This window comes from Pilimelia anulata, assembly GCF_014647895.1.
In the GTDB taxonomy this organism is placed as follows: Bacteria; Actinomycetota; Actinomycetes; order Mycobacteriales; family Micromonosporaceae; genus Pilimelia; species Pilimelia anulata.
In genome coordinates this window covers 213,363-235,274 of sequence record NZ_BMQB01000007.1, presented here as the reverse complement: position 1 = coordinate 235,274, position 21,912 = coordinate 213,363, and the positions used below count along the sequence as shown (strand labels likewise).

Genomic DNA, 21,912 nt, shown 5'->3' with positions numbered 1-21,912 from the left:
CGCTAGCTCATCCGGCGGACGGTGCCGGCGAGCCGGGCCACGTCCCGGCGCCGCCGCTCCAGCGTCACCGCGCAGAACACCAGCACGGCGCCGCCGGCCGCGAGCGGGATCCAGCTCGGCAGCAGCTCCGAGAGCACCGCCAGCTCGTGCAGTGCCAGCAGCAGCGCGGCCGCGCCGCCGAGCACCACCGGCGCCTGCCGCCGGCCGCGCACGCCGAGCAGCAGCACCCCGAGCGCCGCCGCGCCGAGCAGCAGCCGGCGCAGCGGGGCGTCGCCGCCGCCGAGCGCCGCCGCCAGCGTGGGCAGCAGCCCCACCCCGAGGCCCGGCCCGTACGCCACCCAGCTACTCAGCTCCGGCCGCCGGCGCAGGGCCCACCAGCCGAACGCCAGCGCGACCGCGGCCGCCGGCAGGGTGTACGCCTCGATCGCCGCGTACCCGAGGTCGACCGCGAGGCACCACCAGGCGGCGACCTCCAGCGCGGCGGCGCCGGCGACGTACCCGCGGCGGCGGACCGGCGGCTCGGCCGGGCGCAGCGCCCGCACGCCGAGCGCCGCGCCGCCGAGCAGGAGCGCCAGCGCGGCGTGCCGCGGCGACCCGAGGGTCAGCAGCAGCGCGACCGCGTACGCCAGGGCCGCCGCCGCGTCGACCGCCGCGGCCTCCACCGGCCGCCGCGCGCGCAGCGCCGCCCCGCCGGCCAGCGCCGCGACGGCCGCGCCGACGACGAGCACGCCGGTCCACGCGACGCCCAGCCGGGCCGCGCCGCCGACCGCGGCGGCCAGCAGCACCCCGGCGCCGGTCGCGGCGCCCCAGCCGGCGATCCGGGTGCCGACCAGCCGCCCGGCCGCGCCGACCGCCAGCGCGGCGGCGACCGCCACCGCGAGCCCGGCGATGGTCGACCAGCGGGTCGCCAGCAGCGCGGCCAGCCCCGCGCCGGCGAGCGCGGCGCCGGTCCCGCCGGCCGCGACCAGCCGCTCGGCCGGGCCGGCGTGCCGGGCCGCGGCGAACAGTGCGGCCAACCCGAGCAGGAACGCGACCGCCGGTACGGTCGGCCAGGGCGCGCCGGCGGCGGCCAGCGCCAGCGGCGCGGTGACGAGCAGCGCCGCGCCGCCGAGCCAGTGCGCGGTCCGGCGGCCGAGCCGGGGCGCGGCCAGCACCGCCACGGCGGCGCCGAGCAGCGCCACGCCAGCGGCGGCCGCGAACCCGATCGCGTATCCGCCGACCGCCGTGCCCGCGGGCGGGGCGAGGCCGACGCCGGGCGGGCGGCCGGTCCAGGGCGCGGCGAGCCAGCCGTACGGGGTGAGCAGCAGCCCGCCGAGCGCCGGCGCGCAGCCGACCAGCCAGGCGAGCCCCGGCAGGACCGCGGCGCCGGCGGCCGCGCCGATCCGGGCGCCGGTCCGCCGGACGGTCGCGGCGACGGCGAGCAGGGCCAGCCCGGCGTACAGCGCCAGCGGCTCGTCGGTCGACCCGGCCCCGGCCCACAGCGGCAGGACCGCGGCGAGCGCGAGGACCGCGCCGACGACCGGCCAGCGGTGCGCGGGCCAGTGGCGGACGAGCGCGCCGACGGCGAGGACGAGGCCGGCGAGCAGCACGGCGTACGCCCGCGCCCGCCAGCGGTCGGGGGTGTCGACGGCGGCGAGGGCGGCGACGAGCGCCAGCGGCAGCCCGAGCACGGCCACCGCGGCCCCGACCGCGCCCACCGCGCGCCGGGCGGTCCTCCCGGACGTCCCCGCGGTCGCGTGCGCGGGATCGGCGGCGGCGTCCGGCACCCCGGCGGCGTGCGCGGGACGGGCGGCGACGTGCGCGGGACCGGCGGCGTCCGGTACCCCGGCGGCGTCCGGTGCCGCGGCGGTGGGCCGGGCATCGGCGCCGAGTCGGGAGTCGGCGGTGGGCCGGGAGTCGGCGGTGGTCCGGGCGTCGGCCGACCGGGTGGCGGTGGCGGCGCGGGCCGCTCCCGCCACGAGCAGGGCCGCCGCGGCCGCCCTGGCGCCCGGCTGGCCGATGGTGAGCAGCAGCGCGTAGCCGCCGAGGAGGGTCGCGGCCGCGGCCCGGCCGACGACCGCCGTCGCCGTCGCCCCGGCGGGCGCCCGCGCCGCGAGCAGCGCGGCGACCGCCGCCGCCGGCAGCGCCACCCACCGGCCGGGCAGCGCGAGCACCCCGCCGGCCAGCGGCACCGCGACAACCAGCGCGGCCCACAGCAGGTCCGCCCGGTGCGCCCGGGCCGGCGCCGGGGCGGCGCGCAGCAGCAGGAGCGCGGCGAGGACGACCGCCAGCAGCGCCGGCAGGCTCACCCACAGCCACGGTGTGCCCCGCCCGGCGGTGCGCTCGAACGCCGCCGCGGCGGCCGTGACGGCGGCGGCCAGCAGCGCGGGCGCGGCCACGAACGCGACGAACCACCCCACCGCCAGCCGGCCGCTGCGGTCGACCCGGGCGCCCGGCCGGCCGCGCAGCGCGGTGTACCCGAGCGCCAGCAGCAGCGCCACCGCGGCGGCGGCGCCGGTCCCGCCGGGGCCGGGCCACTGCCGCCCGGCGCCGATCGTCAGCGCGCAGCCGGCGACGACGACCGCGGCCCCGTCGCCGAGGTCGCGCACCCGCGGGTGGTCGCCGCGGTACGCGCCGAGGACCAGCACCCCGGCCACGGCGAGCAGCGCGCCGGTGAGCGGGCCGAGCGCCGCCCGGCCGCCGTACGCCAGCGCGGTGAAGCCGACCAGCAGCGCCGCCGCGGCGGCCGCGATCCCGGCGACCCGGGCGAGCAGCCGCAGCCCGCGGGCGGCGGCCCGGTCGACGACGAGCGCGTTGCCGGCGGCCTGCGCGGCGAGGGCGAGCGTGACCGCGGCCGGGTCGCCGCCGGCCGCCGCCGCGGCCGTGGGGGCGACGGCCTGGGCGACGACGAGGGCGGCGTACCGCGGCGCGGCCACGCCGGCGGCCCGCCCGTACGCCACGCCCACCGCGGCGACGAGCGCGCAGACGGCGGCCGCGTACCCGGCCCCGGGCACCCGGCCCAGGCCGGCCAGCCCGACGGCCCGGGCGGCGTACCCGTCCAGCAGGAGCAGCAGCATCGCCAGCGCGCCGCTCGTCTCGGCGGTACCGCGCAGCCCGCGCGGCCGGACCAGCGGCGGTACGGCGAGCAACAGCGCGGTGATCACGGCGAGGATGCCGGCGCGGACAACGAGCCCGAAGGTGGCCCAGGCGACCGCGGTGAACGCGATGGCGGCGGAGCCGAGCAGCAGTCCACCGAGGACGAACAGGACGGTCTGCACGGTCCGGGTGGACGTCTCCCGCCCGGCCGCCCGCGACACCGCCCGCCCCGCACCCGCACCCTCCCCCGCGCTCACGCCCGCACCCGCGCTCACGCCCGTGTCTACGCCCGCGCAGGCGCCCGCGCCCGCGCCCACGCCTGCGCCTGCGCCTGCGCCTGCGCCTGCGCCTGCGCCTGCGCCTGCGCCTGCGCCTGCGCCCAACGGAGCAGTGCCCGCGACCGTCGCGGTCGGGTTCGGGGTCGCGGCGCCGCCGGCGTCCGCCGGCGCGGCACCCGGCCGGGCGGCGTCCGCACCGGACGGACGAGCGGCGGCGCGGACGCGGTCGACGATGGACGCCACCAGCCGCTCCCGCCGCTCCCCCGCCCCGCGCAGCGCGGCCACCGCCGCCGCCGCGCCCTCCTCCGCCTCCGCCCATGCCGTCCGGGCCGCGGCGGCCCGGGCCGCCGCGTGCTCGGCCTCGGCGCGCAGCGCCGGCAGGCGCAGGTCGATGGCGATGACCTCGGCGGCCTCGGGGTCCGGGGCCGCGCCGCAGCGCGGGCAGCCCCCGCGGGGGTCGGCGGTGGCGCCGCAGTACGGGCATGGGTACGTCACCCCACGATCATCACCCGGCCCGGCCGTCCGGCGGGTGAGCACGCGTACCCGGGTCGGGCGGGTGATCCCACCCGGTTCAGCGAGGCAAATCCCCGCGATTCATCCGGATTTGCCCTATATCACGGGGTACATTTGCGCAGGAATCCGGGGTCGCCCCGCGCGCCCTTCCCGGTGCCGAGAGGAGCGCGCCCATGGGCAGCCCGACCACGTCCGCCGAACTTCGCGTGTCGCAGACGTGGACGCTGCCCGACCCGTGGGCCGACACCAGAGCCGAGGCCAGGGCGCTGCGCGAGCACCAGCGCCTCTCGGTCGCCACCGCCGCCGCCGCCATCGTCAGCGCCGGCGCGCTCGCCGTCACCCCGCCGGGGACGATCGCCATGCTGGCCGCCGTCCTCGGCGCCTGGCTCGTGGTCTCCGGCGCCCTCCAGCTCGCCGAGGCCGCGCTGACCCACACCGGTACCGGCGCCGCCCGAGCGCTGGCCGCGGTCGGCGGGCTGCTGCACGTCAGCGTCGGCGTGGTCTGCGTCCGGGGGCTGCTGACCAGCCCCGGCGTGCTGGCGATCGTGCTCGGGATGGCCTGGCTCGCCGGCGGGATCGCCGGGCTGCTGGCGGCCACGTCCAGCGCCCGCGGCGGCTGGGCGCTGCAGGGCGCGGTGCTCACCGCGGCGGCCGCGATCGCGGCCGGGCTGGCGCTCGCGTTCTGGCCCGGGATCACGCTGCCGGGACTGCGCGGGGTGGCACTGGGACTGCTCGCGAGCGTCGCCGGGCTGCACGTCCTGCTGACCGTCCGGGCCACCCGGCCGGCCGACTGCTGAGGGCCGCGTCAACCGGCGTCCATGGCATTGATGTTGGTGGAACTCTCGAAAGCCATTTTTGGCACAAAGAACCCATCATCCGTTCGGCCATATCCGCGCTCCCGCACGGCAGGATGCGCCGATCCCTTCGGGCAGCGAGCGCGTGAGGCAGCTCACGTTCGAGCAGCCGCAACCTCGTCGCCAAACGGCCTCTGACCTGGGCTTTTGCCGTCCTATTGACGATCCTGATCACTCCTGTTCCATATCACGGTGATATGGAAAAATGCCTGAAACATGTTATTGACGATAGTCAATGAGGACTGCTAAGTTGCCGCCAACGGGATCCCGCAAACCCGATCCGGTGAAGCAGACTCCCTCAACGCCAGGGCCCCCGCACCGGCGTGGAGAAAGCTCCACTGACTCGCACAACTGATTGAGGGGACATCTCCATGAAGCGCACTCACGGCATCTGTGCCGCAGTCGCGGCGGCCGGTCTGGCCGTCACCGGCCTCGCCGCCCCCGTCGCCGCCGCCACGCCGGAAGAGTTCAACCCGGACGTCAAGATCCAGGACGTCACGCTGAACGGTACCGGCTGCCGCAAGGGCGACACCAGCATCGTCATGTCGAACGGCAACAAGGCCATGGACGTGCTGTTCTCCGCGTTCACCACCCAGGCCGGCAAGGTGCCGAAGGACAACGGCACCACGCCGTGGGTCGACCGGGCGAACAAGAACTGCGTCATCAACCTGAAGCTGTCGTACAAGAGCGGCTACACCTTCGCGCTGACCACGGTCACCGCGCGTGGCTTCGCCGACCTCGCCAAGGGCTCGACCGGCAAGCAGATCACCACGTACTACTTCGCCGGCATGAAGGAGACGGGCCAGGGCACCTCGGACCTCAAGGGCCCGAAGACCGACGTCTACTCCTACTCCGACGAGATCGCGACGCCGAACTGGAGCGTCTGCGGCCAGACCCGCGCGTTCAACATGAACGCCCGCGTCCAGGTCGCGGCCGGCAGCTCGTCGAAGAGCTCGCTGAGCGAGATGACCCTCGACAGCAAGTCGATCGACGTGGCCACCAAGTTCCACCTGGGCTGGAAGAACTGCTGATTCTTCCGCTCGCCAACTGAACGCACCAACGTAGGGAGCACCGTCGGAGAAGTTCGGCGGTGCTCTCTCCGCTCCCCTCCCGCCACCCATGGCGTAGGCACCACCCCCTCACTCCGCATACCCAGGGAGAACCCCATGAAGAAGCGCGCGATCGCGTTCGGCGCCGCCCTCGCCGCGGCCGGCATCGCTGTCTCCGGCCTCGCCGCCCCCGCCTCCGCCGCGCCCGCCCGCAAGAAGTTCGACCCGGACGTCAAGATCCAGGACGTGACGCTGAACGGCACCGGCTGCAAGAAGGCCGACACCAGCATCGTCATGTCCAACGGCAACAAGGCGATGGACGTGCTGTTCTCCGCGTTCACCACCCAGGCCGGCAAGGTGCCGAAGGACAACGGCACGACCCCGTGGGTCGACCGGGCGAACAAGAACTGCGTCATCAACCTGAAGCTGGCCTACAAGAGCGGCTACACCTTCGCGCTGACCACGGTCACCGCGCGTGGCTTCGCCGACCTGGCGGCCGGCTCCACCGGCAAGCAGATCACCACGTACTACTTCGCCGGCATGAAGGAGACGGGCCAGGGCACCTCGGACCTCAAGGGCCCGAAGACCGACGTCTACTCGTACACCGACGAGATCGCCGTGCCGAACTACAGCCCGTGCGGCGAGACCCGCGCGTTCAACATGAACGCCCGGGTCCAGGTCGACGCCGGCAAGGCGTCGAAGGACTCGCTCAGCGAGCTGACGCTGGACAGCAAGTCGATCGACGTGGCCACCAAGTACTACCTGAGCTGGAAGGACTGCTGATCCAGCAGCTCCCGCGCGTCGTGTGAGCGCCGCCGGCCCGGTCGGGCCGGCGGCGCTCCGCCGTCCGGGCCCGCCGGCGGGTTACCATGCGCCGGTGAGCCGTACGCCCGACCGGCCCCGCGCGCGGCGCCGGCTGCTGTCCGCCCTCGCCGCGCTCGTCCTCGCCGCGGCCGGCTGCGGCGACCCCGGGCGCCCGGACAACGTCGTGCTGGTCTTCGCCGCCGCCTCGCTGACCAACACGTTCCAGAACCTCGCCGGGACGTTCGAGCGGGAGAACTCGGGCGCCCGGGTCGCGTTCAACTTCGGCGCCAGCTCCACCCTCGCCCAGCAGCTCGTCGGCGGCGCCGGCGCGGACGTCTTCGCCGCCGCCAGCCCCGACACCATGGCCACCGTCGTGCGCGGCGGGCTGGCCGAGGGGCCGCGGACGTTCGTCCGCAATCGACTCGTGATCGGCGTACCGGACGGCAACCCGCGCAACATCCGCACCCTGGCCGACCTCGGCCGGGCCGGCCTACGGGTGGCCCGGTGCGCGCCCGCGGTACCGTGCGGCACCGCCGCGGACCGCGCCCTGCGCGCCGCCCGGGTCGTGCTGCGCGGCCCCAGCCTGGAGCAGAACGCCAACGCCACCCTCACCAAGCTCACGCTCGGCGAGGTCGACGCCGCGCTGATCTACCGCACCGACGCGATCGCCGCCGCCGCCACCGTGGACGCCGTCGACTTCGCCCAGTCGCCCGTCTCGGCCACCGACTACCCCGTCGCCGCCCTCAAGGGCAGCCCCCGGCCCGAGCTGGCCGCGGCGTTCGTCTCGCTGGTCACCAGCGAGCGGGCGCGCGCGGTGTTCCGGCGGGCCGGCTTCGACACCCCGTGAGCCGGCTGCTCGCCGTACCCGCCGCGCTGGCCGTCGCCCTGCTGCTCGCCCCCGTCGCCGGGCTCCTCGTGCGCGCGCCGTGGACCGCGCTCGGCGACTGGTGGGGGCGGCCGGCGACGCTGGACGCGGTCCGGATCTCGCTGCTCACCGCGACCACCGCCACGCTGCTCTGCGTGCTGCTCGGGGTACCGCTGGCGGTCCTGCTGAGTCGGGCCACCGGGGCCGCGCGGCGGCTGCTGCGCACGGCCGTCGTGCTGCCGCTGGTCCTGCCGCCGGTGGTCGGCGGGGTGGCGCTGCTGCTGGTGTTCGGGCGGGCCGGCCTGGTCGGCGCGCACGTGTACCGGTGGTGGGGGGTGAGCCTGCCGTTCACCGGCGCCGGCGTGGTGCTGGCCCAGGTGTTCGTGGCGCTGCCGTTCCTCGTCCTCGCCGTCGAGGGGGCGCTGCGGGCCGTGGACCGGCGGGTCGAGGAGGCCGCCGCGACCCTCGGCGCCGGACCGTGGACCGTGTTCCGCCGGGTCACCCTGCCGCTGGTCGCGCCGGGCGTGCTCGCCGGGGCGGCGCTGAGCTGGGCCAGGGCGGTCGGCGAGTTCGGCGCGACGATCACGTACGCCGGCAACGTCCCCGGCCGCTCGCAGACCGTGCCGATCGCTGTCTACCTGGCATTGGAGACCGACCCGGCCGGCGCGGTGGCGCTCAGCCTCCTGCTGCTCGGCGTCTGCGCGCTGGTCCTGGTGGCGCTGCGCGACCGCTGGTGGGGCGCGGTCCGGTGACCGACCCCGCCGGCACCGAACCGCGCCCGGCCGGCGGGGCGCTCGCCGCCGCCGTGACGCTGCGCCGCGGGGACCTCGTGCTCGACCTCGACCTGGCCGCCGCGGCCGGCGAGGTGGTCGCGCTGGTCGGCCCGAACGGCGCCGGCAAGACCACCGCGCTGCGGGCGCTCGCCGGCCTGCACCGCCCGGACCGCGGCACGATCCGGCTCGGCGGCCGGACGCTCGACGATCCGGCCGCGGGCGTGCACGTCCCGCCGCACCGGCGCCGGGTCGGCCTGGTGTTCCAGGACTACCTGCTGTTCCGGCACCTGAGCGTGCGGGAGAACGTGGCGTTCGGGCCGCGCTGCGCCGGCGCCGGCCGGGCCGCCGCCCGGCGGGCGGCCGACGCGTGGCTGGACCGGCTGCACCTGGCCGCGCACGCCCGGCACCGGCCGGACCGGCTCTCCGGCGGCCAGGCGCAGCGGGTCGCGCTGGCCCGGGCGCTGGCCGCCGCCCCGGACCTGCTGCTGCTGGACGAGCCGCTGTCCGCGCTGGACGCGCAGCTCCGCCCGGCCATCCGGGCCGAGCTGCGCCCGCACCTGCGCGCCCACTCGGGCCCGACGATCCTGGTCACCCACGACGCGGCCGACGCCGACGCCCTGGCCGACCGGGTGGTCCCGCTCCCCCGCCGCTGAACCCCGGCCGGCGTCGGGGCCGCGGGGACGCCGGACCCGTCGCGCTCAGCGCGGGGCGAGCGGCGCGAGCAGCGCCGGGGCCGGCTCGACCGGGCCGGTGCTGCCGGCGGGGACCGCACCGAGCCGGCGCAGCACCGCCTGCACCTCGTCGATGTGCTCGTACATCACCAGCACCACGTCGCCGGGATCGGCCATCGCCAGCGCCGCCGCCACCGCCTCCCGCGGGTCCGCGGCCATCACCCGCCGGGTGTCCGCCCGGTACGCGACGATCTCGTGCCCGATCAGCGTCGGCAGCTCGCCGGGCGCCCGGCCGCGCAGGTCGTGGTCCTCGTACAGCACCACCCGGGAGAACCCGGCCGCGAGCGCCCGGGCGGACGCGGCGATCAGGTCGTCGCGCCGGTCGCCGGGCAGCGTCACCGCGGCGATGGCCCTGGACCGCCCCCACAGCCGGTGCAGCGGCTCGGTGACCGCCTCGATCGCGGCCGGGTTGTGCGCGTAGTCGACGAGGATGTGCACGCCGTCGCGGTACCAGAGCACCCCGCGGCCCGGGTTGTCCTCGGCCCGGAACGTGCGCAGCCGGGCGGTGACCACCGCCGCCGGCACGTCCAGGGCGCGCGCGGCGGCCGCGGCCATCAGGGCGTTGGCGGCGGCGTACGAGGCCAGCCCGCCGAACCCGCCGGGCAGCTCGGCGGCGTCCAGCAGCGGGACGACGTCGGCGCCGGTGGCCTCGACGAGCCGGTCGCCGTCCAGCAGGTACGCCCGCCCGCCCGCGGCCAGGTGCGCCCGGACCGTGGGGTTCGCCGGGTCGACCGTGCACCAGACGACCCGCTTGTCGGCGGCGCCGACCCGGGGCCGGGCGGCGATCCCGCGCACCCGGGCGTCGTCGGCGTTGAGCACCAGCGTGCCGCCGACCCGGACCCGCTCGGCGACCAGCGCCTTGACGTCGGCGATGTCGGCGACGCTGTCCAGCCCGTCCTGGCCGACGTGGTCGCCGGTGATGTTGGTCAGGATGCCCACGTCGGTCAGGTCGTAGCCGAGGCCGCGCCGGACGATGCCGCCGCGGGCGGTCTCCAGCACGGCCGCCTCGACCGTCGGGTCGTCCAGCACCAGCCGGGCCGAGCGCGGGCCGGTGGCGTCGGCCCGCTGGATCAGCCGGCCGCCGACGTACACGCCGTCGGTGGTGGTCGCGCCGACCCGCAGGCCGTGCCCGGCGAGCAGGTGGGCGGTGAGCCGGGTGACGGTGGTCTTGCCGTTGGTCCCGGTGACCGCGACGGTGGGGATCCGGCCGGGCGCGGCGACCGGGGCGCCGGCGGGGCAGCGGTCCGGGTACAGCATGTCCACGACGGCCGCGCCGACATCCCGCGGGCGGCCCTCGCTCGGCTCCAGGTGCATCCGCAGGCCGGGCGCGGCGTTGACCTCGACCACGCCGCCGGACGGGCGGCGGCCCCCGTCGTCGGGCGGCAGCGGCCCGCCGATGTCCGGCAGCCGCAGGTCCACCCCGGCGATGTCCAGGCCGACCAGCCCGGCCACCCGGCGGCACAGCTCGGCCACGTCCGGGTGCACGCGGTCGGTGACGTCGCGGGCGACGCCGCCGGTGGACAGGTTGGCGTTGCGCCGCAGCCACACGGTCTCGCCGGCCGGCGGGACGCTGGCCGGGGTGTACCCGGCGGCGCCGAGCAGGGCCAGCGCGGCGTCGTCCAGGGCCAGCCGGGTGAGCGCGCGGGCGTGGCCGGCGCCGCGGCGGGGGTCGGCGTTGGCCCGGTCGACCAGCGCGGCCACGGTGGCGGCGCCGTCGCCGGTGACGTGCGCGGCGATCCGCTCGGCGGCGGCGATCACCGCGCCGTCCACCACCAGGACCCGGTAGTCGCGGCCGGCGAGCTGCTGCTCCACGACCACGTCCCCGCCGAAGCCGAGGGCGGCGGTGAACGCCGCGCGCAGCTCGGCCGGCGTGGTCACGTCGAGGTGCACCTGCTGCCCCTGCCGGCCGTGCGCCGGCTTCACCACGACCGGCGCGCCGAGCGCGGCGAACAGCTCCCGGGCGGCGACGTACGAGTCGGCCCGCCCGCCGGCCGCCACGGGCACGCCCGCGTCGGCGAGGAGCTGCCGGGTCAGCTCCTTGTCCCCGGCGACGTCGATGCCGATGCCGCTGGTGCCGTCGGTCAGCGCCGCCCACACCCGGCGCCGGTGCACGCCGTGGCCGAGCTGGACCAGGCTCAGCCCGCGGTGCCGCTCGACCGGGATGCCGCGGCGCCGGGCCGCGCCGATGATCGCGGCGGTGCTCGGGCCGACCTCCTCGGCGGCGTACCGGTCGCGCAGGCCGGGCAGCGCCGCGGCGTGCCGGGGCGGGCGGCCGGCGAGCAGGTCGGCCAGCAGCGCCGCCGAGGTGCGCAGGAGGAGTTCGGGCAGGGGCGAGTCCAGCGGCTCGTCCACCGGGCACTCCATGATCACGTCGTACCGGCCGGGCGCCCCGGCGTACGTGGTCCGGCCGAAGTTGACCGGGCGGCCGATCAGGTTGGACAGCTCGATCGCGGCGTGCTCGGCGACGTGCCCGAAGTACGTGCCGCCGTACAGCCGGGTGACGAACCCGCCCGGCCGCCCGGCGGCGCAGTGGTGGTGGCGCAGTCCCGGCAGGGCGGCCAGCAGGGCATCGGCGAAGCCGGCGAAGTCGGTGGTCTCCCGCTCGGTCAGCTCGCCCAGCTCGACCCGGGCGACGGCCACCGGGCGGTACAGGTACTGGTTGGGCCCGCGCAGGGTCCGGACTCGCTCGATCTTCACGCCGATGTTCCCCAATCCTGCGTATTCGCCGGCGCGGCCAGCGGTACCGGCGCGCGGGCGGTGAGGTCGAACCGGTGCCCGGCCGGCAGCACGTGCAGCCCGACGCCGGACAGCGCGATCAGGCCCTCGTCGTCCGCCGGGGTGCGGATCATCGTGGCGTGGCCGGCGTCGATGACGGTGACCGCGCCGGAGCCGATCACGTCGAAGCAGCAGCCGTCGACGACGATGGCGGTGTCCTCGTCGATGCCCAGGCCCAGCTCGTGCGGGTACAGCGCGATGGCCGACAGCAGCCGGTTGAGCCGGCCGCGCTCGGCGAAGTGCATGTCGATGAGGACGCCGGGCAGGAACTCGAGCCCGGGTCCGGTCTGGACGGCCTCGGTGCTCACGCTGTTCAGCCGGCCGCCGCGGACCATCGTGCCGGACATCATCGCCGCGCCCGCGCTGGTCCCGGCGAGGACCACGCCGCCGGCGTCCACCCGCCGGTGCAGCAGCGAGTCGACCTCCGAGCCGCCGATGGTGGAGATGATCTTGCGCTGGTCGCCGCCGGTGAAGAAGACGCCCGTACAGCACTGGAGTGCATCGACAACCGCCGCGCTGTTGGCGTCGGCGCGGCTGCGGATCGGCACGGCGTGCGCCCGGCCGGCGCCGAGCCGGGTGAACGCGTCGACGTACTCGTCCTCGAGCACCTTGGGCTCGGCGCTGGCGGTGGCGACCACGGCCAGGTCGGCGGCCGGGCCGCCGGCGAGCGCGACGAACCGGGCCAGGATGCCGTCCAGGGCGTCGTCGCGGCGCTCGGCCCCGCCGATGATCACGAGCTGGCCGCGGGTGCCGCTCGCCGCCGGTTCGGGACCGCCCTCCGCCACCGTCGCCCCCTCCGCGGGCGCGCGCCGCCGCGCGCCGATCGCGAGGCGATATACCCGGTCCGGATCGGCTCAACCGCGGCCGCCCGCTCCGACGTTCCGCACCGTACGGCCGCCGGCGTCCGACCCCGCGGGCGGGCGGGGCGCGGCCCGGTGCCGCCCGCGGACGGGTGCCGTCCGCGGACGGGGCCGCCCGGTGCGCTACGCCCGCGGGTGCGGGCCGGGCCTCACCGCGCGGGCGGGGCGGTCGGGGTGGCGCTGGGGGTGGCGGTCGGGGTGGGTGTGCTTCAAGTCGGCTTGCAGGGGTTCAGGCTGATGCTCGTCCCGGACCGACCGGTGTTGCCGGCCTTGTCGGTGACCGTGGCGCTGATCGCGATCTTCCCGCCGGTCTTGTGCCCGTCGGCGTACCCGACCTTGAACGACCCGGTCCACCGCCCGCCGTCGCGGGTCAGCGTGACCTCGCCGGCCGCGGCGCTGGTGCTCCACCCCACGGTCACCGCGAGCGCGCCGGCCCCGTCGGTCGCGTCGGCGGCCGAGACGGTGACGGTGGCGGTGTCGGCCATGATCCGCTCCGGCGGCTTGCACGCCTCCGCCGGCGGCGGCCCCTGGTCGATGGCGTCCGGACTGGCCGACAGGCCGGTGATCCGCGGCGCGACCTTGTCCGGCTGCGGCTTGGTCGGCCCGGTGGTGGGCCGCGACGGCGGCGTCGTCGGCGCGGACGTCGGCGACGGCGTCGGACTCGGCGTGGCCGACGGCGTGGGGCTCGGCGACGCGCTCGGCGAGGTGGTCGGCGTCGCGGTGGCGGTCGGCGCGAACGTCGGCGGCAGCGTCGGCGGCGTCTCGGTCGGGAACCCGGTCTCGGCGTCGCAGGCCACCTCGCCCGCGCTCGTCGCCAGCGGGGCGCCGTCGCGCAGCACGCCGCCGCGGACCACCGCGGTCCGGTCGGCGGAGACCGCGTACCGGGCGGCGCCGGCGTTGGTCAGCAGCCCGGCGCTCCCCCGGACGGTCAGCGACAGCGCCGGGTACGCCGTGCTCGTCGCGGCGGTGTCCGCGATCAGCGTGCCCTGGGCCAGCTCCAGCTCCGCCCGCGGCCCGGCGGCCCGCTCGCCGCCCAGCGCGCCGACGACCAGCTCGCCGCCCGCGCAGAGCTGGGTGGTCGCGCCGCCCCGGTACGTGAAGGTGGCGGTCGCCCGGTCCGCGGCGGTGACCCGGTCCCCCGCCGCCAGGTACGCCCGGTCGCCCGCGTCCAGCCGGCGGGGCGCGCCGCCGACGACGGCGTCCACCGCGCCCTTCTCGGCGGTCAGCAGCAGCCGGTCGTCCGGCAGCTCGGACCAGGCCGCGGCCGGCAGCGCCTGGCTGCCGCAGAGCACCAGCGCGGTGACCAGCACCGGCGTCACCAGCCACCAGAGGCCGCGCTGGAAGCCGCGGTCCCGGTCCCGGGCCGGCGCCGGCGGCGGTCCGGGGGGCGCGGCCAGCGGCGGGTACGCGTCCGTCGGGTGCGGTCCGTCCGCCGGGGCGGCGCCGGTCGCGGCGATCACGCCCGCGCCCGCGAACACCCGCACCGGCGGGACCGCGCCGTGCGCGTCGGGCAGGCCCGCACCCAGCACCGACGAGACCAGCAGCGGCGAGCCGGCCTGCGCGGCCAGCGTCCACAGCCGGACCGGCGTCCGGGCGACGCCCACCTCGGTCTCGGCGCCGTCGCCGAGCGGGCCGATCAGCGTGCCGCGGCGCAGCCCGCGCCCGTCCGGCAGGGTGACCTCGCCGGAGGCGATGACGACGGCGTCCCGGTCCGGGGTCAGGGTGACCGGCTGGCCGGGGTTCAGGAAGGTCGGGGTGGCCGCGGCGGCCAGGCCCAGCCGGTCCTCCTCGGGCAGCCACTCCAGCGCCGGCGTGTCCGCGAACAGCAGCTCCGCCTCGCCGCGCTCGGTCGCGCCGGGGTCCGGGATCGGCGGCGACATCGCCGCTACGACGGCGCTCGCCGGGATCGCCAGCAGCTCGGTCTCCCGGCCCACGTACCAGGTCAGCGGCGACGACGTGCCGCGCAGCGCGGGGGCCAGGCCGATGATCCCGCCGGCGCCGATCCGCTGCCGGACCGTACCGGCCACGTCGCCGGGCGCCCGCGCCTCGGCCACCCCGGCGACCACGACCAGCACCCCGGCCGGCACCCGCCCGGCGACCGCGACGACCTCGCCCGCGGCCGGCACCCGCCAGACCGCGTGCCCGGCCAGCCCGGCCAGCGTGCCCTCGGGCAGCCCCGCCAGGATCGTCCGGCGCAGCGCGGTCAGCCGCCGGGACACCTCGCCGGCCGCGCGCCGCGCGCCGGCCCGGCGGCGCAGCAGGCGGGCCACCCAGCGGCCGACCGCGTACAGCAGCGGCGCGGTGAGCGCGCCCAGCGCGACCAGCAGCAGCAGCTTCCCGCCGGGCCCGTCGTCCCACAGCCCGAGCGCGAGGCCGGACGCCCGGTCCCGCCACAGCCGGACGGCGAGGTTGGCGGTGATGACGAGGTGGCCGAGCCCGGCCAGCCCGTACAGCGCGACGAGCCGCCCGTCGCCGTCCAGCTCGCGCCACGGCGTCGCCCGCCCGCGCACCCGCGCCGAGAGCCAGGCCAGCCCGCGCACCCGCAGCCCGGGGATCTCCAGCCAGTCGGCGAGCAGGTAGTGCCCGTCCAGCGGCAGCAGCGGGCACAGGTTGATCAGCGTCTGGAAGTAGCAGACGAACGCCAGCGCGAACGCCACCGGCGCCACCGGCGGCAGCACCAGCCCGACGAGCTGCGCGGCGCCGGCCAGCACCAGGGTGGCCGCCGGCCCGGCCGCGGTGACGGTGAGCCGGGCCCGCCGCCCGGCCAGCCACGCGTCGGTGGTGTCCACGAACACCGAGGGGATGCCGAAGTACAGCAGCACCCCGCCGGCCGGCACCTCCCGCCCGGCGTGCTTGGCGGCGAGCGCGTGCCCCAGCTCGTGCACGGCCAGCGCGAACACGTGCAGCAGGAGCAGGATCAGCAGCCCGGTGCCGTACGAGCCGCCGGTCCGGAACAGCGGGTGCACCCCGGTGCTCCACGCCCACGCGAACAGCACGACCCCGAGGACCGCGACGACCGCCTGGGCGAGCACCGCCGGCTTGCGCAGCAGCCAGCCCAGCCCCCGGTACGCCAGCGTGGCCGCGCCGTCGATGTCGGCCACGGCGATCCGCCGCCCGCCGAGCACGGCCAGCAGCCGCGCGCCGAGCGAGCGGGCGGGGGCCGGCGCGGGCGGGTCGCCGTCGAGCATCCGGTTCGCGGCCAGGTCGGCGATCACGCGGACCACCTGCTCGGACGCGAGCCGCCCGGTGGTCCGGGTGTACTCGGCGATGAGCTGGTTGACCGACCGGCTGCCGTCCATCAGCAGGGTCAGCTCGGCCTCGGCGGCGGTCAGCCGCAGGTAGTGCGCCCGCGCGGTGGGGTCGGGCGAGCGCAGCATGACGTACGGCTCGCCGCGCACGGAGGTGTGCGCGACCCGCTCGACGCCCGCGCGCAGCACCGGCCGCGCGCGGTGCGGGTGCAGCAGGTCGTCCGCTGCGGACACGTCCGGCATATCGGGGCTTCCGGGCGCACGTCCGGCGAGGACCTGCCACACATCGGTTCGGCTCTCCACGACTGACATCGGTCCATGCCTCCCAGCGCCTCGCCCGGAGGCTAACCGACATCGACCGCGACACGCGAGATACGCCGGTCGCATCGACCCGCGCCACTGGCGGAATCGGACGGGTACCGGCCCGGAACTTCCCTGTTTACCGGGCTATGGTCCAGACTGTCCGGGTGACGCGTTACATCGCCGCCATCGATCAGGGCACCACGTCCTCCCGCTGCATGGTGTTCGACGCCGCCGGCGCGATCGTCTCGCAGGCCCAGCGCGAACACGCCCAGCGCTACCCCCGCCCCGGCTGGGTCGAGCACGACCCGGTGGAGATCTGGCACCGGGTCGAGGCCGTCACCCGCGGCGCCCTCGACCGGGTCGGCCTCGCCCCCGCCGACCTCGCCGCCATCGGCATCACCAACCAGCGCGAGACCACCCTGCTCTGGGATGCCCGCACCGGCGAACCCATCGGCAACGCGATCGTCTGGCAGGACACCCGCACCGACAAGCTCGTGGCCGAGCTGGCCGCCGACGGCGGCCAGGACCGGTTCCGCGACCGCTGCGGCCTCCCCCTGGCCACGTACTTCTCCGCCCCGAAGATCCGCTGGCGGCTGGACCGTGACCCCGAGCTGCGGGCCAGGGCCGCCGACGGCGGCGTCCGGTTCGGCACGATGGACACCTGGCTGATCGAACGCCTCACCGGCGAGTACTGCACCGACGTCACCAACGCCAGCCGCACCATGCTGATGAACCTGTCCACCCTCGACTGGGACGACAGCCTGCTGGCCGCCTTCGACATCCCGCGGGCGATGCTGCCCGAGATCAGGTCGTCGGCCGCGGTGTACGGCGAGGCCCGCCCGTTCGGCGGCGTACCGGTGGCGGCGGCCCTCGGCGACCAGCAGGCCGCCCTGTTCGGCCAGGCCTGCTACACCGCCGGCGAGGCGAAATGCACGTACGGCACCGGTTCGTTCCTGCTCCTGCACACCGGCACCGCGCCGACGGTGAGCGAACGCGGCCTGCTGACCACGGTGGCGTACCGGATCGGCGACGAGCCGGCCGCGTACGCGCTGGAGGGCTCCATCGCGGTCACCGGCGCGCTGGTCCAGTGGCTGCGCGACAACCTCGGCATCATCGGCAGCGCCCCCGAGGTCAACACCCTGGCCGGCCGGGTCCCCGACAGCGGCGGCTGCGTGATCGTCCCCGCCTTCTCGGGGCTGTTCGCCCCGCACTGGCGCCCGGACGCCCGCGGCGTCATCGCCGGCCTCACCGGCTTCGTCACCCGCGAACACCTGGCCCGGGCGGCGCTGGAGGCGACGGCCTGGCAGGTGTACGACGTGGTCGAGGCGATGAACGCCGAGGCGGCGACGGACCTCACCGCGCTCAAGGTCGACGGCGGGATGACCGCCAGCGACCTGCTGATGCAGTTCCAGTCCGACGTGCTCGGGGTACCGGTGCTGCGGCCGTCGGTGGCGGAGACGACATGCCTGGGCGCGGCGTACGCGGCCGGGCTGGCGGTGGGGTTCTGGCCGGATCTGGACGCGCTGCGGGCGAATTGGGCGGAGCAGCGGCGGTGGACGCCGACGATGGCGGCGGGGGTGCGGGACGAGGGGCTGCGCCGCTGGCGCAAGGCCGTCGACCGCACCCTCCACTGGCTCGACTGAGGCGTCCCGGCGCCGGTATCGAGGGTCGGCCCGCTCGCCTGACCGGCCCGCGGGACCGGTCAGCGTGCGTCGGCGGGGCGCGACCGCCCCCGTGGTCGCGCCCCGCCGACCGGGGAGGGGATGAAGCGCCTAGTTGGACTCGCCCAGCGTGACCGTCGTCTTCGCGGCCGTCCCGCTGCGCGTGTAGCTCACCGCCAGCTTGTCGCTGACCTTGCCGGCCTGGACCGCCGACACCAGGTCGTCCGCCTTGCCGATCTTCCGGCCGCCGAACTCGGTGATGATGTCGCCCTTCTGCAGCCCCGCCTTGGCCGCCGGGCTGGTCGGCGCGACCGCGGTGATCAGCGCGCCGCCGGACTCGGCGTCGGTCAGGTTCACCCCGATGTACGGGTGGCTGACCTTCTGCCCGGACTTGATCTGCTCGGCGACCGTCTTGGCCCGGTTGCTCGGGATGGCGAAGCCGACGCCGATGTTGCCCTGGCTGCCCGCGGTCGCGATGGCCGTGTTGATGCCGATGACCTCGCCGTTGAGGTTGACCAGCGCGCCGCCGGAGTTGCCGGGGTTGATCGGCGCGTCGGTCTGCATGAGGCCGGACAGCGTCTGGCCCTGGGCCGGCGAGCCGAACGGCGACTCGTTCTCGCCGCCGCCGGCCTGGATGGTCCGGTTCATGAAGCTCACGATGCCGGCGGTCACCGAGCCCTGCAGGCCGAGCGGGCTGCCGATCGCCATGACCGTGTCGCCGACGCGCATGCCGCTGCTGTCGCCGAACTTGGCCGGCTTGAGGTCGGTCGCGGCCACCTTGACCACGCCGAGGTCCGTGCGGGGGTCGGTGCCGACGACCGTACCGGGGAGGGTCCGGCCGTCCTTGAACGCGACGCTGACCCGGCCGTTGGTGCCAGCGGCGGCGATGACGTGGTTGTTGGTGACGACGAAGCCGTCCGCGCTCATCACCACGCCGGAGCCCTCGCCCTGGCCGGTGCTGATCGCGACGACGCTGGGGGTGACGCCGTCGGCGATGCCGGCCAGCGAGTCGCGGTTCAGGACGGCGGCGGGGGCGCCGTTGCCGGCGCGGTCGAGGGTGGTGACCGGGCCGTCGTCGCTCATCGCGTGGGTGATCGCGGCGCCGGCGACGCCGGAGCACAGGGCCAGGGCGATCGCGCCGACGCCGAGACCGACGACCAGGCCGGTGCGGCCGCGCTTGCGGTTCGGGGCCGGCTGCTCGACGGTCGGCTGGGCGCCGGTGCCCTGGAGCCAGGGCGCGGCGCCGGCCGGGTAGCCGCCGGCGGTGCTGATGTGCGGCTCGGTCGGCGCGGCCGGGCGGTCGTACGCCGGCTGGTACCCGGAGGGGGAGGTCCAGGTCGCCTGCGGGTACGCCCCCGGCTGGCCGCCCGGCCGGTCGGCCGGCGTGCCGACGCCCGCGGGCACCGGCGGGGTCTCGGCGGTGACGCCGGCCGGGTGCGGTACCGGCGCCCGGGCCGGCTCCGGCGTCCCCGGCGGGCGGAGCGGCTCGGTGCGGTGGGTCTCGCCGTGCGGAGCGTCGTGATCGGTCATGCCCTTAACTCTCCCCGATGGTTCTTGGCCGCGCCTGAACCGGCCCTGGACGTTGACTGTGAACGAACTACTCGTCGGTAGTATTTCGGGCGACCAGCGGCAGGCGCACCCGGAACGTCGCCCCCGCGCCCGGCGCCGACTCGACCGACACCGCGCCGTCGTGCGCGGCGACGATCGCGGCCACGATCGCCAGGCCGAGGCCCGTGCCGGTGTGCTCGCCGGCGTGCCGGCTGCGCGCGGCGTCGGCCCGGTAGAACCGCTCGAACACCCGCTCGGCCTGCTCCGGCGCCAGGCCGGGGCCGGTGTCGGCGACCTCGACGACCGCGTGCCCGTCGCCGCCGTCGCGCAGCCGCAGCGTGACCGCGGCGCCGGCCGGGGTGTGGGTGAGGGCGTTGGTCATGAGGTTGCCGAGGACCTGGCGCAGCTTCGCGTCGTCGCCGCTGACCGTCAGCCCGGCCGAGCCCGGCGGCAGGTCCAGCGTGACCGAGCGGTCCGGGGCGATCACCCGGGCGGCCTGGACGGCGTCGCTGGCCAGTACCGCCAGCTCGACCGGCTGCCGGGCCACCGGGCGCTGCCGGTCCAGCCGGGCCAGCAGGAGCAGGTCCTCGACCAGCAGGCCCATCCGGGCGGCCTCGTCCTCGATCCGGCGGACCAGCCGGGCGCCCTCGACCGGGTCGGCCGCGGCGGCCTGCCGGTACAGCTCGGCGAAGCCGCGGATCGTGGTCAGCGGGGTGCGCAGCTCGTGCGAGGCGTCGGCGACGAACTGCCGCATCCGCCCCTCGGACCGCTTCGCCCGCGCCTCCGACCCGCGGGCGTCGGACTCGGCCGTCCGGGCCGCCCGCTCCGACTGCGCCCGCGCGGTGAACGCGCTCTCGATCTGGACCAGCATCGCGTTCAGCGCCCGGGACAGCCGGCCCAGCTCGGTCGCCGGCTGGCGCGCGCCGGGCTCGGGGTCGGGCACCCGCTGGCTGAGGTCGCCGGCGGCGATCGCGGCGGCCGTCCGCTCGATCTGGACCAGCGGGCGCAGGCTGGTACGGACCAGCGCGGCGCCGAGCGAGGCGAGCATGATCAGTACGCCGCCGCCGACCAGCACGTCGATCCAGACCAGCAGGCCGACGGCCCGGTCCACGTCGTTCAGGTCGCGGGCGACGACGAGCATCCGCTCATCCTCGTCGTCCTCGTCGTCCCGGTCGGTCGGGAGCAGGACGAGCACCCGCCACCGGGTCGAGGTGCCGACCGCGCTGACGGTGTACGGCTGGTTGACCAGCCGCCGCGCCTCGGCCGGGTCCGGCAGCGGCGGCAGGTCGGTGAGCCGGCGGTTGCCGGCGTGCGTCTGCGTGCGCCGGGTCGGCGGGATGCCGGCGGAGTCGGTGATCGAGATGACGAAGTCGCTGGGCAGCAGCTCCTCGCGGCTCCGGCCGACGTACCGGGGGACGTTCACCGCGGTCGTGCGCAGCTCGTCGTCGATGGCGTCGGTGAGGTACGAGCGCAGGGCGAACACCCCGCCGAAGCTCGTCACCACGAGCGCGGCGAAGACCAGGGCGAGGACGGCGGCGACGAGCTTGACCCGCAGCGGCGTCCGGCGCAGCAGCCCGGCGGCCCGCTCGACGGGCAGCCGGGGTACCGCGCCGACCCGCGGCCCGCGACCGCCGCGCCGGCCGGCCGGGGGCGGCGCGGCGTCGGACCGCGGCGGTACGGCGTTCGCTCCGCCCGGCACATCGGTCGGGGCGGGGCCACCCGGCTGCGCCGGCGGACCGGGGGCGGACGGTGCCGCGCCCGCCGCGGCGGGCGGATGCGGGGGTGGCGGCGCGGGGGCGGGCGGGGTCGCGGGGTCGGGGGGCGGCGCGGACCCCCGGCCGGGGTCGGCGGTCATGCCGCCGGCTTGCGCAGGACGTACCCGACCCCACGCAGCGTGTGGATCAGCCGCGGCTCCACATTGTCGATCTTGCGACGGAGGTACGAGATGTAGGACTCGACGATGTTGTCGTCGCCGCGGAAGTCGTAGTTCCACACGTGGTCGAGGATCTGCGCCTTGGACAGCACCCGATTGGCGTTGAGCAGCAGGTACCGCAGCAGCTTGAACTCCGTCGGCGAGAGCTGCACCTGCCGCCCCGCCCGGTACACCTCGTGCGTTTCCTCGTCCAGCTCCAGGTCGGCGAAGCTGAGCCGCGGCGTGGTCGCCTCGCCGCCGGTCCGGCGCAGCACCGCGCGGATGCGGGCCGTCAGCTCCTCCAGGCTGAACGGCTTGGTCACGTAGTCGTCGCCGCCCAGGGTCAGCCCGCGGATCTTGTCCTCGGTGGCGTCCCGGGCGGTGAGGAAGACGACCGGCGTACGGGCGCCCTCCTCGCGCATGAGCCGGATGACCTCGAAGCCGTCCAGGTCGGGCAGCATGACGTCCAGGACGACCAGGTCGGGCTTGGCCTCGCGGGCGGCGTCGACGGCGTTGCTGCCGTTGCTCGCGGTGGTGACGTCGAACCCGGCATAGCGCAGGCTGGCGGAGAGCAGCTCGAGGATGCTCGGGTCGTCCTCGACGACCAGCAGCCGGGCTTCGGGGTCGGAGCGGGAACCAGCGACGCTAACCATGCGCCCATTC

The 21,912-nt window shown here is 77.0% G+C and carries 13 protein-coding genes and 1 pseudogene; 7 read left to right on the top strand and 7 right to left on the bottom strand.

Annotation, left to right across the window (positions count from 1 at the left end; all coding sequences use genetic code 11):
• Nucleotides 1-2 precede the first annotated feature (2 nt).
• Nucleotides 3-3,848: an SCO7613 C-terminal domain-containing membrane protein gene (locus tag IEY94_RS17060; protein ID WP_189171177.1), complete on the bottom strand. Its 3,846-nt coding sequence runs from the start codon at nucleotides 3,846-3,848 to the stop codon at nucleotides 3-5.
• A gap of 191 nt (nucleotides 3,849-4,039) precedes the next feature.
• On the opposite strand from IEY94_RS17060, the gene IEY94_RS17055 reads away from it, so the two are divergent.
• From IEY94_RS17055 to IEY94_RS17035, 6 genes and pseudogenes are all read left to right on the top strand, one after another.
• Entirely contained in the window at nucleotides 4,040-4,663 is a 624-nt protein-coding gene (locus IEY94_RS17055) for a hypothetical protein (protein WP_189171176.1), read from the top strand.
• 428 nt (nucleotides 4,664-5,091) lie between these two features.
• Nucleotides 5,092-5,751, top strand: a complete 660-nt coding sequence (locus tag IEY94_RS17050) for a DUF4360 domain-containing protein (protein WP_189171175.1) — start codon at nucleotides 5,092-5,094, stop codon at nucleotides 5,749-5,751.
• Nucleotides 5,752-5,886: 135 nt separating this feature from the next.
• Nucleotides 5,887-6,552 carry a DUF4360 domain-containing protein gene (locus tag IEY94_RS17045; protein ID WP_189171174.1) on the top strand — a complete coding sequence of 222 codons (666 nt, stop codon included), beginning with the start codon at nucleotides 5,887-5,889 and terminating at the stop codon, nucleotides 6,550-6,552.
• A gap of 94 nt (nucleotides 6,553-6,646) precedes the next feature.
• On the top strand, nucleotides 6,647-7,420 hold the full coding sequence (modA, locus tag IEY94_RS23660) for a molybdate ABC transporter substrate-binding protein (protein WP_229784136.1): 774 nt from the start codon (nucleotides 6,647-6,649) through the stop codon (nucleotides 7,418-7,420).
• Nucleotides 7,417-8,190: an ABC transporter permease gene (locus tag IEY94_RS17040; protein ID WP_229784134.1), complete on the top strand. Its 774-nt coding sequence runs from the start codon at nucleotides 7,417-7,419 to the stop codon at nucleotides 8,188-8,190. Before modA ends, IEY94_RS17040 begins: the two co-directional genes overlap by 4 nt.
• Nucleotides 8,187-8,846: pseudogene (locus IEY94_RS17035) on the top strand (ATP-binding cassette domain-containing protein); the annotation flags it as partial. The gene IEY94_RS17040 and the pseudogene IEY94_RS17035, both read left to right, overlap by 4 nt.
• Nucleotides 8,847-8,909: 63 nt before the next feature.
• On the opposite strand, the gene cphA reads toward IEY94_RS17035, so the two are convergent.
• From cphA to IEY94_RS17020, 3 genes are all read right to left on the bottom strand, one after another.
• On the bottom strand, nucleotides 8,910-11,639 hold the full coding sequence (cphA, locus tag IEY94_RS17030; protein ID WP_189171171.1) for a cyanophycin synthetase: 2,730 nt from the start codon (nucleotides 11,637-11,639) through the stop codon (nucleotides 8,910-8,912).
• Nucleotides 11,636-12,502, bottom strand: a complete 867-nt coding sequence (locus IEY94_RS17025; RefSeq protein ID WP_189171170.1) for a cyanophycinase — start codon at nucleotides 12,500-12,502, stop codon at nucleotides 11,636-11,638. The genes cphA and IEY94_RS17025 overlap by 4 nt, the downstream gene beginning before the upstream one ends.
• A gap of 284 nt (nucleotides 12,503-12,786) precedes the next feature.
• Nucleotides 12,787-16,059 carry a cyclic nucleotide-binding protein gene (locus IEY94_RS17020; RefSeq protein ID WP_189171169.1) on the bottom strand — a complete coding sequence of 1,091 codons (3,273 nt, stop codon included), beginning with the start codon at nucleotides 16,057-16,059 and terminating at the stop codon, nucleotides 12,787-12,789.
• 215 nt (nucleotides 16,060-16,274) lie between these two features.
• Between IEY94_RS17020 and glpK the strand changes: the two genes are divergently transcribed.
• A complete protein-coding gene (gene glpK, locus IEY94_RS17015) occupies nucleotides 16,275-17,771 on the top strand; it encodes a glycerol kinase GlpK (protein WP_189171168.1) in 1,497 nt (498 codons plus the stop codon).
• Between the two features lie 129 nt (nucleotides 17,772-17,900).
• Here the strand turns inward: glpK and IEY94_RS24025 are convergent, their stop codons facing one another.
• From IEY94_RS24025 to IEY94_RS16995, 3 genes are all read right to left on the bottom strand, one after another.
• Nucleotides 17,901-19,319 (bottom strand): S1C family serine protease, encoded by a 1,419-nt coding sequence (locus IEY94_RS24025; RefSeq protein ID WP_268244854.1) that lies wholly within the window; start codon nucleotides 19,317-19,319, stop codon nucleotides 17,901-17,903.
• A gap of 67 nt (nucleotides 19,320-19,386) precedes the next feature.
• On the bottom strand, nucleotides 19,387-21,192 hold the full coding sequence (locus IEY94_RS17000) for a sensor histidine kinase (protein WP_229784132.1): 1,806 nt from the start codon (nucleotides 21,190-21,192) through the stop codon (nucleotides 19,387-19,389).
• Complete coding sequence (locus tag IEY94_RS16995; protein WP_189171167.1) at nucleotides 21,189-21,902, bottom strand: response regulator transcription factor; 714 nt, start codon at nucleotides 21,900-21,902, stop codon at nucleotides 21,189-21,191. Before IEY94_RS16995 ends, IEY94_RS17000 begins: the two co-directional genes overlap by 4 nt.
• Between the last annotated feature and the right edge of the window lie 10 nt (nucleotides 21,903-21,912).